Genomic DNA, 14267 nt, shown 5'->3' on the forward strand with positions numbered 1-14267 from the left:
GTGCCGGCCAGTGAATTCGGTCGGTAGATCCGCTTACAACGCGATCTGACGGTTCTGATCTTTGTAGAGCAGGTAACGGAAGTTATCCGGTCCGCCGGCATAACAAGCCTGCGGGCAGAAGGCACGTAGCGACATATAGTCTCCGGCTTCAACCTCAACCCAGTCACCGTTCAGGCGATAAACACCCTTGCCTTCCAGCACGTACAGGCCGTGCTCCATCACGTGAGTTTCGGCGAACGGGATGGAGGCACCGGGCTCAAAGGTCACGATGTTCACGCCAAAATCGAAAGCCACATCATTCGGATCCAGCATGCGAGTGGTGCGCCATTTGCCGTCGGTACCCGGCATTTCGCCAGGTTCAACGTCGCGTTCGTTGCCCACTACCGCAGCTGGGGCGTTCACGCCGGCCAATGGTTCATAACGCTTGCGCAGCCAGTGGAAGCTGGTGAGTTCTGCGCCATCGTTCCGTGCGGACCAAGTACTGCCAGCTGGCAGGTAGGCATAACCGCCGTCTTCCAGCACGTGCTCGGTGCCCTCAATAACCAGGGTCAGCGCACCGGTGAGCACAAAGATGAACCCCTGAACCTCGGCCTGAGGTTCTGGCTTGCTGGCCCCACCGCCGGGCGATACTTCCACGATGGACTGAGCGAACGTCGTCGCTCCTCCAGCCACGGGACGGTTTAATACCCAAGCGCGAGTATTGGTCCACTCGGGGAAAACGCTGGTGACGATGTCGCGCAGCACGCCCTTGGGAATGACCGTGTAGGCCTCGGTGACGATGGCTCGGTCGGTGAGCAGATCGCTTTGTGGCGGGTGACCGCCGAAATTCGCGTAATAGGACGAGGAGTTCTGAACAGCTGGAACAGTCATGATGTGATCCTTAGGCGTGAGTGCGATTCAGCGCGATAGCTTCGAGTTCGGACAGGGAAATCTGGGCCAGCTCAGAAACTTCCTCGGCGCTTACCGCGCCGCAGGTAACCCCGCGGTGGATGTAGCGGGCCAAGGCGCGAGCGGTGGCAGGTTCATCCATAATGGTGGAGCTGATCTGATGAACATAGTTGCGCAGCCGGGTTCCGGCCGCTTGCAAACCTTCGCGGAAGAACGCAAAGGTGGCTAGATAGCGGGTAGGGAGTTGGTTTTCGTGCAGGTCCCAACCCTGATAGATACCGCGGGCCAGATGGCGGGAAACCAACCGTGCGTGTAGAGCCCATGCCTCGGCCATATTCTCTGGGTCACCGGCCGGGATGATGTTAGTTGAGCCGTCGGAAAGCTCCACACCGGTGCCAGCTACGGCCACCTGCATCACGTCCTTGGCGTAGTCAGCCACCGGGTGTTCCATGGACTGGTAACCGGCGGCCACACCCATGGACGCCGAATAGTCGTAGGTTCCGTAGTGCAGTGAGGAGACTCGACCTTGCCCTGCATGGATCAGCTGGGCCACCGGGTGGGTTCCGTCGGCGGCGATGATCACCTGCGGGGTTTCCACCTGGACTTCAAAGCGGATCCGGCCTGCCTCAAGGCCGTGGGTCTGCTCTAGCTTTTGTGCCAGCAGCACCATGGCCTTGACCTGGTCTACGGTGGTGACCTTGGGTAGGGTCAGACGTAGTCCGGCTGGTAGCTCCGCGTGGGAAAGCAGCTGCGTAATGAATAGACCCAGGGTGCGAATGCCACGTGCTCTGGTTGGTGCTTCGAAGCATTTAAAGCGGATGCCAATGAACGATGGTGCCTTACCGGCGGCGACGGCCGCAGCGAGTCGATCGGCTGCGGCCAGTACGTCCGCGTCCTCCTGAGCATCGCTGCGATTGCCGTAGCCGTCTTCAAAGTCAATGCGCAAATCTTCGATGGGTTCACTGGCTAGCTTTTGTGCCACCAACTGGGCAAGTCGCTGCGGTTCAGCCAGGTTCAGCTTGGCAGCCAGCTCAGCCAATCCGGCTTCACCGCCGGTAGCTGCCAGAGCGTTAGCTCCCCAAGCAACCGGCAGTTCAGCAGTGTATATATCTCCGGGGACATATACAGTGTGGACCGGCTGGCGGGCCCCGGAATCACCCGGGTAGGCATTGTCCAGTAGCTGATCGGTGGCGGCCAATTGTGTTTCTACGCTGGCCAGCGTGGACTCATCGAAGGGGTTGATCATGACTTGCTCACGTACTCCTTTTCCAACAGTTCGTAGGCTCCGGTGGTGAGGAAGTCTGCGAAGTCCTCATCCTTGCCGCTGGTCAACGTTGCGATCAACCCGGCAGCCGGCTCATAGTAGGTCTTGAAGTGCTCTTCATTATTAACTTCACCGCGCAGGCGTTCTACTTCTTCGCCAAGAATGGTTGATACCAATTGCGCGGTGATGGTGTTGCCGGTGTCGGCGGCCACCACTTCGTTGCGGATCTGCTGCCAGATCTGTGAACGCGAGATTTCAGCGGTAGCGGCATCTTCCATCAGGTTATGGATGGCCACCGCACCGTTACCCGAGAGCCACACGGCCACGTAGTTCACGGCCACGTAGAGGTTGGCGCGCACGCCGGCTTCGGTGACGTCCCCTGGGGCGCTGGCGATGTCCAGTAGCTGAGCGGCGGTAACTTCTACCTCTGGGCGCTGGCGGTCGATCTGGTTTGGCTTATCCCCGAGCTTGGCATCGAAGATTTCCTTGCAGATATCCACCAGGTCAGGGTGGGCAACCCAGGAGCCGTCAAAACCGTCGTTTACTTCGCGGGACTTGTCATCGCGGACCTTCTCGAAAGCTGCGGCGGTAACTTCTGGTTCGCGACGGTTCGGAATGAATGCGGCCATGCCACCCATGGCGAAGGCACCACGCTTGTGGCAGGTCTTGACCAACAGTTCGGTGTAGGCGCGCATCATGGGTGCGGTCATCGAAACGGCCGAACGGTCCGGCATGATAAACGCTTCGCCGGCTTCGCGGAAGGTCTTGATGATGGAGAACAGGTAATCCCAACGACCAGCGTTCAGACCCGAAGCGTGCTCACGCAGTTCATAGAGGAATTCTTCCATTTGGAAAGCGGCTGGAATGGTTTCGATGAGCATCGTGGCGCGCACGGTGCCGTGGGCGATGCCCAGTTCCGCTTGGGCGAAGGTGAAGATCTCGTTCCATAGGCGAGCCTCGAGGTAGTGCTCCATCTTTGGCAGGTAGTAGAACGGTCCCTGCCCGGATTCGGCCAGCACCTTGGCGTTGTGGAAGAAATGCAGCCCGAAGTCCACCAGTGCACCGACGGCTGGTTCGCCGTTGATCAGCACATTGTTTTCTGGCAGGTGCCAGCCGCGTGGGCGGACTACTACAACGGCGCGTGGTGCGTCGGTGCGCAGTGCATAGGACTTACCGGACTTGGAATCGGTGAAGGCCAGGGTGCCGCGGGCGGCAGCCGAAAGGTTGGAGATGGCATCAACCACGTTGAACCAGCTCGGGGTCGAGGCATCTTCAAGGTCGGCAAGCCAAACCTTGGCGCCGGAGTTCAGCGCGTTGATGGCCATCTTGGCTGGGGAGGCTGGGCCTGTGATTTCTACCCGGCGGTCACGCAATGCTTCGGGGGCTTCGGCGACCTTCCAGTCACCGGTGCGCACCGACTCGGTCTGTGGATCGAAGTCGATGGCTCTCGCGTCGGAGAATTCCTGGCGGCGTACCGAACGGGCGGCCAGTAGTTCGTTGCGGGTTCCGGCGAACTTCTCATGCAATTTCTGGATAAAAGCGAGGGCATCATCGGAGAGGATCTGCCCGGCATCTGCTACGTCGGGGATGCTGGTGATTGAAATACTCATGAGTTGTTCCTTAACCTCTTGTGCTCTGTAGTACTGCTCTGTTCCGTGCGCGGGTGCTTTGACGTGCACCTTGATTTTCCACTGCAACCTGTTGCGCCGGTGGGTGTTCGGCGCACCATCAACGATCACAGCTCTTCAAAAGATTTCCGTATAGTGGATACTATTATCCTCAAAATGAAAACGCAAGAGAGTATTGTGGTCTCCGGCACGGTTTTTTGATGGCAAAATATCGGATCGTGGAAGAAAACCGAGTTTCTAGGCTATTGTTGGGACGAGGATTTCGCATCGTAGAACTTACGGACCACAATCTTCCAAAATCAGTGCCTTAACCAAAGGAGTAAAAATGACGCAGGCTTCCAGCAAGTCCACCACCGGCGGAGTGCAGTCCGTTGAACGCGCATTTGAACTTCTGGAGGTCATCGCGCGGGCTGGTGGAGAAGCGGCGCTAAGTGAACTTGCTGCTGACACTCCCCTGCCGTTGCCTACCATTCACCGGTTATTGCGCACTTTGGTCGGGGTTGGATACGTTCGCCAGCTGCCTAACCGCCGCTACTCTTTGGGTCCACGCCTGATCCGTCTTGGCGAAGTCGCCAATCGACAGCTTGGGGCGCTGGCATCCCCAATGCTTAAGGAATTAGTGGCCAAACTCGGCGAATCGGCAAATATCGCTGTCCTGGACGGCGACATGGTCACCTACATCGCCCAGGTGCAGTCGGCTCATTCGATGCGCATGATCACTGAAGTTGGCCGCCGCGCGATGCTGCACAACTCCGGCGTGGGCAAGGCCGTACTCTCGGTCCTCGATGACGAACGGGTGCAGCGCCTCGTTTCTCAGGCGGGTATGCCACCGAAGACCGCGAATACCATCACCACCTTGGGCAAGCTGTTCACCGACGTTGAGGCTACGCGCGAACGCGGCTACGCGATTGATGAAGAAGAGCAAGAGCTCGGTGTGCGTTGCATTGCCGTTCCGGTGCCTGGAGCCCCAACTCCCATGGCCATTTCGGTCTCCGGACCGGTCACCCGCGTCGACGAAGCCTTTATGCAGACCGCAATACCCGTACTACAGGCCGCCGCCAAGGAACTTGGTGTGCAGCTGGTTGCTGCCGCCGACTAGCCTTTCGGCTCTTCAGCCTTCGGCGGCAGAACGCTCATCAAGACCAGAGGCACTAACACGATGCCAGCGATGATGGTCAGTACCGAGAAGGAACTGATCGCCATCAAGGGCCCAGCGGCAAAAGCAGCTGAGGCGCCAGAGAGGTTCGACAGCGCATCAACGCCGCCCTGGACCGATGCGCGATCTTGTTTCTTAATGACCCGCACAAATAAGGCTGAGCCGGAAACGTTAATGAAGGACCAGCCCACGCCGAGCAAAATCAGGCTGGTCATGATCCACCCCATGTTCTGTGGGTGAGCTCCGCCGGCTAAGAACGAGCCTGCAAAGATCACCAAGCCAGTTGCGATGGAGAAGCGATATCCCCACCGGTCGGCCACGTACCCCACCACGGGTGCCAGCACATACATGCCCAGAATATGCAGCGAGATGGTCAACCCGACCAGAGACACCGATCCGCCGTGATGAGTCAGGTGAATCGGTGTCATCGTCATGATGGCCACCATCACCACCTGCGCGCTGAGGATCGCCACCACCGCATAACGGGCTCGCTTATTGATGCGAAGCTCCGCAACAAATCGTTGAATGCCCCCGCGCTGCCGTACAGGTACCGCCGCCTCGACGTCACGTTCGAGTTGCTGGGCCAGAAGTAATGGGTCGGAGCACATCAAGGTGAACACCAGTACCCCGGCTAATACCATCGCCACCCCGGCGATAAGGAACGCTCCAGCGTATACATGTAGGCCTGTCGCAGCACGGATTTGTTGGGCAGGAATGCCAAGGTTTGGGCCAAGTACGGTCCCGATGGTTCCCACCCAAACGATGAGTGAGAGGCTGCGGCCCTTACGCTCATCGGTGGCTAAGTCGGTGGCAGCAAATCGTGCCTGCAGGCTAACGGCAGAGCCAGCGCCGATCAACAGCAGTCCGACAAAAAGCGGGATCACCAAGCGAAATTGAGCTGCGGGCACCAAAAGTAGGGCACCGACCGCTGCCAGCCACCAACCAGAGCTCAACGCGATTCGACGTCCGTAGCGCGCGGCTAGATTGCCTAGCGGAAGACCGAGCAAGGCGGCGCCCAAGGTGCTTGTGGTGCGGGCAAGACCTGCCCAGGCCTGACTGGAAGTAACTTCCTCGGCCAGTAAAATACCGATGGACGGGGCCACACCCACGCCAATGGTTCCAAAGACTTGAGAGACAGCAAGGACCCACAGCGTTCTTTGCTGGACCTTGCTACGCGTCAGCTCATTCATAGTCTTTGTCTCGCATACCTAGCTACTGCGCGAACTGAGTTTCGTAAAGCTGCGTGTAACGCCCACCTAAGGCCAGCAATTCGGAATGGGTTCCGCGTTCGATAATTTGGCCGCCTTCCACCACGAGAATCTGATCAGCTGAGCGAATCGTTGACAGACGGTGGGCAATGATCAGAGCGGTACGGTTTTCCAAGGCCTCAGCCAAGGCAGCTTGCACCGCAGCTTCATTGGAGGAATCCAGCGCAGCAGTTGCCTCGTCCAGAATTACTACCTGCGGGGCAGCCAAAAGCAAACGGGCAATGGTCATGCGCTGTCGTTCGCCACCGGAAAGTCGGTAACCGCGCTCGCCCACCACAGTTTCTAATCCATCAGGCAGCGACTGGATCACTGGCAAAAGTCGGGCGCGTTCCAAGGCTTCCCAGATTTCTGCGTCGGTGGTTTCCGGGCGCGCCAGCGTCAGGTTAGCACGAATGGTTTCGTGGAACAGGTGCCCATCCTGAGTCACCATAGATACTGACTTGCGTAGTGAGTCCAGCTTAAGTCGGCGAATATCCTGCCCAGCAAGTTGAACGCTGCCCGAATCCACGTCGTAGAGGCGGGCTAACAGCGAGGCGACGGTGGATTTACCGGCACCGGATGAGCCGACCAGCGCAAAGGTCTGACCGGCAGGGATCTCAAAGTTGATGTCGTGCAAAACTTCCTCGCCGCCGCGCGTATCAAGCACTGCAACCTCTTCAAGCGAGGCCAACGAGACTTTGTCCGCGCTCGGGTAAGAGAATCGCACGTGATCAAACTTCACTGGAACCGGGGCGCCTATTTCTAGACGGTGAGCATCTGGAGCATCGGTAATCAGTGGTTCAAGGTCTAACACCTCAAAGACGCGGTCAAAGCTCACCAGTGCACTGGTAATTTCCACCCGTGCGTTAGCCAAGGCGGTAAGCGGGGTGTACAGCCTGGTCAGCAACATACCGAGGGTCACCACATCACCTGCGGCCAAGTCACCGCGAACCGCATACATACCGCCCAAGCCGTACACCAGGGCCAATGCAAGTGCGGCAACCAGGGTCAGCGCGGTGACAAAGTAGAACTGACGCATGGTCATCTTTACGCCAATGTCGCGGACGCGCCCGGCATGCTGCGCGAACACCTTCGACTCATCTTTGGGACTGCCAAAAAGCTTGATCAGTGTGGCGCCCGGAGCGGAGAAGCGTTCGGTCATCTGGTTGCCCATGCTCGCGTTGAGCTCTGCGGATTCGCGGCGCAGCAATGCCACTGACTTACCAAAGCGACGAGCAGGCAGCAGGAACACTGGCAAGAGAATCAGCGCAATGAGCGTGACCTGCCACGAGGTGGTAAACATGACGGCTGCGGTCAGGATCAGTGCAACGGTGTTTGAGACCAGGCCTGAGAGCGTTCCGGCAAAAGCGGATTGTGCACCAATCACGTCGTTGTTCAAACGGCTAACCAATGCGCCGGTACGGGTGCGAGCAAAAAACGCTACTGGCATTTTTTGTACGTGATCAAAGACCGCGGTGCGCAAGTCGTAGATGATGCCTTCGCCTAGGCGTGAGGAGAACCAACGAACAATGACTGAGGTAATCGCGTCTAAAACCGCGATTACCGCCATGATGATGGCCAGATTGGCAATGTTTCGCACTGGCGACTGCGCGACAATCGCATCGACTACTCGGCCAGCTAACACTGGCGTCACCACTGCCAGAACTGCGGCGATGACGGAGAAGAACACAAAAATCAGCAGACGGGTCTTGTACGAGGCAGCAAATTTCAGCACTCGCTTTGGCGTTGTGGAGGCGTAGGCCTTGCCTTTGTCGCCGGAAAGTTTCCACAGCGAATGCCAAGCGGCAGTTTCCATGCTCATGAATATTTGCTCGCAATTCTGCTCAAGGTGTCAGCGATTTCCGCCTTACTTAGTTTCCCAGCAAGGCACCTGCAACTTCTAGCTAGGCTCAGCTTATCTAGTCAACCGGCTCAGTGAGGCGATTAAAAAATGACGGCACCAACGGAAGAGATGACAAACCGGCCACTGACCGCCGGAAATTGAAACTTTGAATGACGCACCTTTGGATTAATCACCCCACTTACACATGCTGGTTCTCGTATTTTCTCTTATCACTGCTATTTTTCTCCCTTTCAGACAGCAGGACTGGATGCGAAAAAGACAAGGTCGCGCTTCCACTACTAAAGACATAAAAGCACTTGTGAGACCGCGATATTTTCCACGATCCAGAATCAATTTATTCCGCATTGCGAAAGTTCTGTTTTTTATTGCGGAAGTAAGTGGGCTGGCTTACAGTTGACAACACCCAAGCCACAGGCACATATCTCGGAGCGAAAATTCCTCGGGAGCAGCCATGAAAATCAAGTCCGCAGACGCTTTTAAGGGCGCCGAATTACCGCGCAAAAGACCCTTCTACACCTCCTTGTTCTTCCAGCTTGGAGTCGCCATTGTCGCCGGAGTATTGATCGGGCATTCCCTGCCAAGCATCGGATCTCAGCTACGCCCGTTGGGCGACGGGTTCATCTCATTGATCAAGATGATCATCGCTCCACTGATATTCCTCGTCATCGTGACAGGAATTTCGGCAGTAGGAGACGTCGAAGCAGTCGGGCGTCTAGGCGTCAAAGCATTGCTCTACTTCACCTGCGCAACACTATTCGCTCTAGTCTTTGGGCTACTGGTCGGAAACCTCATCCAGTCCGGTGCCGGGATGAACATCGACCCATCTACGTTGGACGCGGGTGCTGTCGAAGCGAAGACCGGCGAAGCAAAAGCGCCTCAGAATTCATTTTAGGAATCATCCCGGTCAGCGTCTTTGGCGCTTTCTCGGATAACAACCTGCTTCAGGTTCTGTTCTTCTCAGTCTTCTTTGGAGCAGCCATTGTCGTAGTGGGCAAGGAACGCTGCGCTCCACTACTAGGCATTTTCGATAATGTTCTCGAACTGATTTTTTAAGATCATGGGCTAGGTTATGCGCGTCGCTCCATTAGGCGCGTTTGGCGCAATGGGCTTCATCATTGGCCAGTACGGAATTGAAACACTCGGCACCTACGCAAAGCTGATCTTGGCCTGTTATGCCGCGGCCTTGCTGTTCATTGGCGTTCTATTCATCGTCGCCTGGGCGTTTGCTCGCGTTCCATTGTGGCAGTTCATCAAATACACCCGAGAAGAGTTCTTACTGGCCTTGGGTACTGCCTCAACCGAATCGGTCATGCCACGAATCATGACCAAGCTGACCAATGCAGGTTGCTCAAGGGCTACCACCGGCCTAGTAGTTCCCACCGGTTACTCGTTCAACCTCGGCGGGGCAGCCATCTACTTGTCGATCGCCTTGCTCTTCCTCGCCCAAGCATTTGGACATGCGTTGAGCTTCGGCCAACAGCTAGCGGCGTTGGGGGTCCTGCTCCTTACCTCCAAGGGCATGGCAGGCGTTCCAGGTTCATCGTTCTTGGCATTATCCGCGACCGCAGCCGCGCTGGGAATCTTCCCGGTTGCCGGAGTGGCATTGCTGTTAGGTGCAGATCGCATCATGGATTCCATGCGCGTAGTAGTCAACCTACTGGGCAACTGCGTGGCAACCTCCGTGGTTGCCAAATGGGAAGGACAGTTTGATCGCGAAGCCATGAAACGGGCTTTTGCTGGAGAAGTCACTGAAAAAATGAAGCTGAACTGCCAGTGGGTGAGAACGAGCCTGTCACCAATACTCCCAAATGCTCACAGTGCGGATCGGAAAGCACACATGCGGTGGGAGCACTCCGTGGATCCCACCATTCAATCCCACAGCACTAAGACAATAACCAAAGCGCAACAATAATTCAGATCAACCCGGTGTTCGGCCAGAACAAATTGGAGTTATCCAGTGTGTTCTGGCCGCTCGGCGTTTAACGTGCCTGAGGCGTTTAGCGCGAGTTTCGGGCCTCAGAAGTCCACTTGTTGTCAATCATGGACGCGAAGTCAAAAGCTTCATCCAGAATTTCGCGCAACGACTGCTTAGGCGACTCGATCCACCTAACCAACGCGTGATCATAAAGGGTCAGCGCGAGTAAGGCAGAGGTTTCGGCTAGCCGCGGGTTAGCGCAGAAAACTGAAAGCGCTTGGGCCAGAGCAACCTGCTGTTCCCTGCGAGATTCTTGCCAACTAGCGCGAAGTGCTGGGGTACTCCAAACGAGCTCAATGCGAGAACGCATAACCGTCGGGTCCTGCTCCGCTGCAACCACCGTTGGCTCGAAGCTTCGACGCAACAGTTCCAGCAAACTCTCGCTTGGATTCGAGGACATGGATTCAAGCATCTGCGAAAAATGCATATTCATGGACAGCAATGCGGTCACCACAGCGTCCTCTTTAGAAGAGAAATATCTAAAGAACGTTGCCCGCGAAATCCCGACAGCCTGGGCGGCCTGCTGCGCTGTGACGTTTTCTAATCCGCGTTCGGCAAAGACGGTATACACCTGCTGTGCAAGCTCGGTTTTCATCTTCTCGCGCACCCGATCACGCACCACGCTACCCATAACAATAATTTTACTCTGAGCTAACCACTCGCGCTTGAGACTCTGTCTCTTTTTACTGATCAGATAGCGATTATGGCAGGTGTGTCGCGTGATCGAGAGTTCATGATACTCAACAAATCCCTAATGTTGATGCCTCGGGCACGAAGCTTCGATAGGCTCAAGAACAGACATCAATTCTCGACGAAGGACTGACATGGGACAAACCAACAGCATTGGCACCATCGAACTGGGCCAGGGACTAGAAGTCACTGGGCAGGGCTTTGGTTGCATGTCCCTGAGCAGCGCTTACGGCTCGGCAGATGACACCGAATCACTGCGCACGCTCAACCACGTCATCGACTCTGGCGTGACCTTCTTGGACACCGCGAACATCTACGGTGCAGGACACAATGAGACCTTGCTGTCTCAGGTTCTCAAGACCGGTCGTGATGAGGTCACCCTGGCAAGCAAGGCTGGAATCGTACGCCCGAAGAACCCGGGTGACCCACGGGTTAGTGGTGATCCAGCATTCATCACGAAGTGCTTTGATGAGAGCCTGCAGCGTTTGGGCGTGGATCATATCGACCTGTACTACTACCACCGGGTGGACCCACTGATCCCCATCGAAGAAACGATGGGCGCATACAAGGAATTAGTTGAGGCAGGAAAAATCAGCCACATTGGCCTCTCTGAAGTAACAGCTAACGAATTACGTCGCGCTCATGCGGTTCATCCGATTACCGCAATCCAGATGGAGTACTCGATTTTCAGTCGCGATATTGAGCGTTGGCTCCTGCCCGCGGCCAGCGAACTCGGTGTTGGGTTGGTCAGCTACGCCTCCTTGGGCCGAGGTTACTTCACCGGCGAGGTGGACTCATTAGCTGGGTTGGAGGCCAATGACGTGCGCCGGAATTTCCCACGATTTGAAGATGCACGAATGGAACACAACCTTCCATTGCGCACCGTCATTGAACAGGTTGCACAGCGTGAGGCAATCACCACCGCACAAGTCAGCCTGGCCTGGGTGTACGAACAGGCGCGCAGCCAAAACGTTGCCCTCTCCCCTATCCCAGGCACTCGCTACGCACACCACTTTGACGACAATCTGGAATCGATGAATGTGAAACTTTCAGCGGAATCGATGGCAGCACTGGATACCTTGGCAGCTCGGGTCGACGGCGAGCGCCAGTCGGACATCATGTCGGTATCCAAGGGTCGCGAAGAGGCACAGCTGATCAATGGAGGCAACGACTAATGAAAATTGCCCTCGCTCAAGTACTGAGCACCGCAAATCCACAACGCAATCTGGTGATCATTCGAGACCAGGCAAAAAAGGCCAAAGCTGCCGGGGCTTCATTGGTGATTTTCCCCGAAGCCATGCAAGTGGCTTTTGGTAATGATCTGGCCGCGACTGCTGAAGCCATCGATGGCCCATGGCCTGCTTTGGTTCGCCAGCAAGCACGCGAAATCGGGATCACCATCATCGCAGGAATGTTCACACCCGGAGAATCCGGCAGGGTTCGCAATACCCTCTTGGTTGCAGGCGACGAGGTAGATACGCACTACGACAAGATCCACCTCTACGACGCTTTTGGCTACGCCGAGTCTGACTCGGTCACCCCAGGAACTACCCCCGTGCAGTTCACCCATGAGGGTCAGAGCATCGGTATTGCTACCTGCTACGACCTTCGGTTCCCCCAGTTGTTCATCCATCATGCCAATGCAGGGGCCATAGTGAACATCGTCTGTGCTTCATGGGGACAAGGTGAAGGCAAGGTTGAGCAGTGGACCACTCTAGCCAAGGCCCGCGCTTTGGATTCGACCACTTTTGTTGTGGCCGTTGACCAGGCTGATCCGGTAAGCGTCGGTGAGAAACTCTCGGGCACCGCACCGCTTGGCGTGGGGCATTCAGTGGTCGTCGATCCGCTGGGCCGTGTCATTGCGCAGGCTGGAGCCCAGCCCGAATTGCTCGTGGTGGATCTAGAGCTGTCGTTGGTTAGACAGGCGCGTGAACAATTGCCGGTGTTGGCCAACACCGTAGCGCTGTAGCTGCTCGTCGACTTAGCAGCATTACCTTATCTTGTTAACTCGTGACTTTCTCTTGAGCTGAAGCGTCGCTCGATTTTGGGGGCCGCAGTTCGCTGATCAGTGAGCCAATGACAATGAATAGCGCGCCAAGAATGGCAATGGGAGGCAGCCTGTCTCCGGCAATGCGTCCAATAATCGCAGCCCATACGGGTTCACCAGCGTAGATGATGGTGGCTCTTGTTGGAGAAACGGATTTCTGAGCCCAATTCATTGCGAGTTGAATCATGCAGCTAGCCAAGCCCAAGGCAACGGAAGCTATGACCCACACCCACGAGAATTCAGGGATCTGCTCGCCAACGATAGGCACGGTGAGGAATCCAAGCAGACCTGCCACAAGCAGTTGCACCACGGTAACTCGGCCCAGATGCACCTTCCCGGCGAACCAGCCGATGAGGATGATCTCGCCTGCAATTGGCAAGGTACTGATAATGGTTACGATTTCCCCTGAGCCGAAGGTGAAGCCGACACTTCCGGGATCTGCCAGAAGAATCAGTCCGAAGAAGGCGAGCGCCACACCAATCCAGGTGAGCAACCCTGGCCTCTTGCGGAAAACGACCCACTGTAGCAACGGCACCAACGGAACGTAGAGCGCGGAGATAAAAGCTGACGTGCTGCTATTAAGCGTCTGTAGACCGGCAGTTTGCAGACCGTAGCCGAAGAAGATCATCACTCCGATAGCTACGCCTGCCCCGATTTCCTTTAGCGTTAGCCCCTTAAGGACGCGGGCAAATAGCAAGGCACTGATAAGACCCGCAGTAATAAATCGCATTCCAACGAAGAACCACGGACCGGTGTACTGGACCGCTACGTGGATGATCAGAAAAGTAGCGCCCCATACGCACGTAGCGAGCATGAGTGCCGCTTCCTGACGGGAGAGTAAACGCCGCCGCGACCTAGTGTGCAACATAATGCACAACTATATGGTGAATAATAGTGCACATGCAAACTGATGAGAGTTCCGAGGTACTCGCACACGTGAGTAGAAATGTCCGCCGCCTTCGACTGGATGCCGGACTCAGTCAGGCAGCACTCGCAGATGCGTCGGGAGTAAGCCGACGTACCGTTATCAAGCTTGAAGCGGGCGAAGCGAACATTAGCCTCACCGGGCTCGACCGTCTGGCAGAATCCTTGGGCGTGACATTTGTCGACTTGGTCGCGGAGCCCTCGGCTCCGCGCTCCTCAATCAACGAAGTTGTGTGGAGAGGACAGCATCCTGGAAGCGTGGCGACACTGATGGCCTCCGTTCCAGCCAATAAGGAAGCGCAGCTTCTGAGCTGGTGCCTGGAACCTGCAGAGCGTTATGTCGGTGAGCCGGACCCCGCAGGTTGGTCGGAAATGATTTTAGTTCTCGAAGGAGAACTGCTGATCGAAACTACAGAAGAAACTGTTCTGCGCAGTGCTGGTGAGCATTACGCGTTTGCCACGTCCCAAGATTTCTCGTACATCAATAAGAGCCAGCAAGTGACGCGTTTTGCCCGGATAGTTGTGAGTTAATTTTCCTAAACAGCTATCAACACAGCTCCGCTCTTCCGCAAAGAGCAAGAGGC

The 14267-nt window shown here is 56.3% G+C and carries 11 protein-coding genes and 1 pseudogene; 5 read left to right on the plus strand and 7 right to left on the minus strand.

Annotated features, from left to right (window positions below):
- Positions 1 to 33: 33 nt before the first annotated feature.
- The 3 genes from AC1Z3F_RS13260 to aceB are packed head-to-tail and all read right to left on the minus strand — an operon-like array spanning position 34 to position 3762.
- Complete coding sequence (locus AC1Z3F_RS13260) at positions 34 to 870, minus strand: bifunctional allantoicase/(S)-ureidoglycine aminohydrolase (RefSeq protein WP_483566004.1); 837 nt, start codon at positions 868 to 870, stop codon at positions 34 to 36.
- Between the two features lie 10 nt (positions 871 to 880).
- Positions 881 to 2134 carry a DUF6986 family protein gene (locus AC1Z3F_RS13265; RefSeq protein WP_483566005.1) on the minus strand — a complete coding sequence of 418 codons (1254 nt, stop codon included), beginning with the start codon at positions 2132 to 2134 and terminating at the stop codon, positions 881 to 883.
- A complete protein-coding gene (gene aceB, locus AC1Z3F_RS13270) occupies positions 2131 to 3762 on the minus strand; it encodes a malate synthase A (RefSeq protein WP_483566006.1) in 1632 nt (543 codons plus the stop codon). The genes AC1Z3F_RS13265 and aceB overlap by 4 nt, the downstream gene beginning before the upstream one ends.
- Positions 3763 to 4105: 343 nt before the next feature.
- Here aceB and AC1Z3F_RS13275 point away from each other — a divergent pair, with 343 nt between their 5' ends.
- Positions 4106 to 4879: an IclR family transcriptional regulator gene (locus AC1Z3F_RS13275; protein WP_131089524.1), complete on the plus strand. Its 774-nt coding sequence runs from the start codon at positions 4106 to 4108 to the stop codon at positions 4877 to 4879.
- Here AC1Z3F_RS13275 and AC1Z3F_RS13280 read toward each other — a convergent pair.
- Positions 4876 to 6126 carry an MFS transporter gene (locus AC1Z3F_RS13280; RefSeq protein ID WP_483566007.1) on the minus strand — a complete coding sequence of 417 codons (1251 nt, stop codon included), beginning with the start codon at positions 6124 to 6126 and terminating at the stop codon, positions 4876 to 4878. The two genes, AC1Z3F_RS13275 and AC1Z3F_RS13280, sit on opposite strands and share 4 nt — an antisense overlap.
- 22 nt (positions 6127 to 6148) lie before the next feature.
- Positions 6149 to 8005, minus strand: coding sequence for an ABC transporter ATP-binding protein (locus tag AC1Z3F_RS13285; protein WP_483566008.1), 1857 nt, complete (start codon positions 8003 to 8005; stop codon positions 6149 to 6151).
- Between the two features lie 493 nt (positions 8006 to 8498).
- On the opposite strand from AC1Z3F_RS13285, the pseudogene AC1Z3F_RS13290 reads away from it, so the two are divergent.
- Positions 8499 to 9959, plus strand: a pseudogene (locus tag AC1Z3F_RS13290) (cation:dicarboxylate symporter family transporter).
- A gap of 85 nt (positions 9960 to 10044) precedes the next feature.
- On the opposite strand, the gene AC1Z3F_RS13295 reads toward AC1Z3F_RS13290, so the two are convergent.
- Positions 10045 to 10653 carry a TetR family transcriptional regulator gene (locus tag AC1Z3F_RS13295; protein WP_483566009.1) on the minus strand — a complete coding sequence of 203 codons (609 nt, stop codon included), beginning with the start codon at positions 10651 to 10653 and terminating at the stop codon, positions 10045 to 10047.
- A gap of 193 nt (positions 10654 to 10846) precedes the next feature.
- Here AC1Z3F_RS13295 and AC1Z3F_RS13300 point away from each other — a divergent pair, with 193 nt between their 5' ends.
- Together AC1Z3F_RS13300 and AC1Z3F_RS13305 are read left to right on the plus strand one after the other, a co-directional pair.
- Positions 10847 to 11887, plus strand: a complete 1041-nt coding sequence (locus AC1Z3F_RS13300) for an aldo/keto reductase (protein ID WP_483566010.1) — start codon at positions 10847 to 10849, stop codon at positions 11885 to 11887.
- A complete protein-coding gene (locus tag AC1Z3F_RS13305) occupies positions 11887 to 12681 on the plus strand; it encodes a carbon-nitrogen hydrolase family protein (protein WP_483566011.1) in 795 nt (264 codons plus the stop codon). Before AC1Z3F_RS13300 ends, AC1Z3F_RS13305 begins: the two co-directional genes overlap by 1 nt.
- A gap of 34 nt (positions 12682 to 12715) precedes the next feature.
- On the opposite strand, the gene AC1Z3F_RS13310 is transcribed toward AC1Z3F_RS13305, so the two are convergent.
- Positions 12716 to 13573, minus strand: a complete 858-nt coding sequence (locus AC1Z3F_RS13310; RefSeq protein WP_483566012.1) for a DMT family transporter — start codon at positions 13571 to 13573, stop codon at positions 12716 to 12718.
- Between the two features lie 122 nt (positions 13574 to 13695).
- On the opposite strand from AC1Z3F_RS13310, the gene AC1Z3F_RS13315 reads away from it, so the two are divergent.
- Positions 13696 to 14214, plus strand: a complete 519-nt coding sequence (locus tag AC1Z3F_RS13315) for a helix-turn-helix domain-containing protein (protein ID WP_483566013.1) — start codon at positions 13696 to 13698, stop codon at positions 14212 to 14214.
- Positions 14215 to 14267 lie beyond the last annotated feature (53 nt).

Source organism: Glutamicibacter sp. MOO4 (assembly GCF_056934395.1).

Bases quoted from the DNA above. Each gene is read 5' to 3' on its own strand.
- AC1Z3F_RS13285 (WP_483566008.1), bottom strand. From the start codon at position 8,005: ATGAGCATGGAAACTGCCGCTTGGCATTCGCTGTGGAAACTTTCCGGC.
- AC1Z3F_RS13295 (WP_483566009.1), bottom strand. From the start codon at position 10,653: ATGGGTAGCGTGGTGCGTGATCGGGTGCGCGAGAAGATGAAAACCGAG.
- AC1Z3F_RS13305 (WP_483566011.1), top strand. From the start codon at position 11,887: ATGAAAATTGCCCTCGCTCAAGTACTGAGCACCGCAAATCCACAACGC.
- AC1Z3F_RS13265 (WP_483566005.1), bottom strand. From the start codon at position 2,134: ATGATCAACCCCTTCGATGAGTCCACGCTGGCCAGCGTAGAAACACAA.
- AC1Z3F_RS13280 (WP_483566007.1), bottom strand. From the start codon at position 6,126: ATGAATGAGCTGACGCGTAGCAAGGTCCAGCAAAGAACGCTGTGGGTC.
- aceB (WP_483566006.1), bottom strand. From the start codon at position 3,762: ATGAGTATTTCAATCACCAGCATCCCCGACGTAGCAGATGCCGGGCAG.
- AC1Z3F_RS13310 (WP_483566012.1), bottom strand. From the start codon at position 13,573: ATGCTCGCTACGTGCGTATGGGGCGCTACTTTTCTGATCATCCACGTA.
- AC1Z3F_RS13300 (WP_483566010.1), top strand. From the start codon at position 10,847: ATGGGACAAACCAACAGCATTGGCACCATCGAACTGGGCCAGGGACTA.
- AC1Z3F_RS13260 (WP_483566004.1), bottom strand. From the start codon at position 870: ATGACTGTTCCAGCTGTTCAGAACTCCTCGTCCTATTACGCGAATTTC.
- AC1Z3F_RS13275 (WP_131089524.1), top strand. From the start codon at position 4,106: ATGACGCAGGCTTCCAGCAAGTCCACCACCGGCGGAGTGCAGTCCGTT.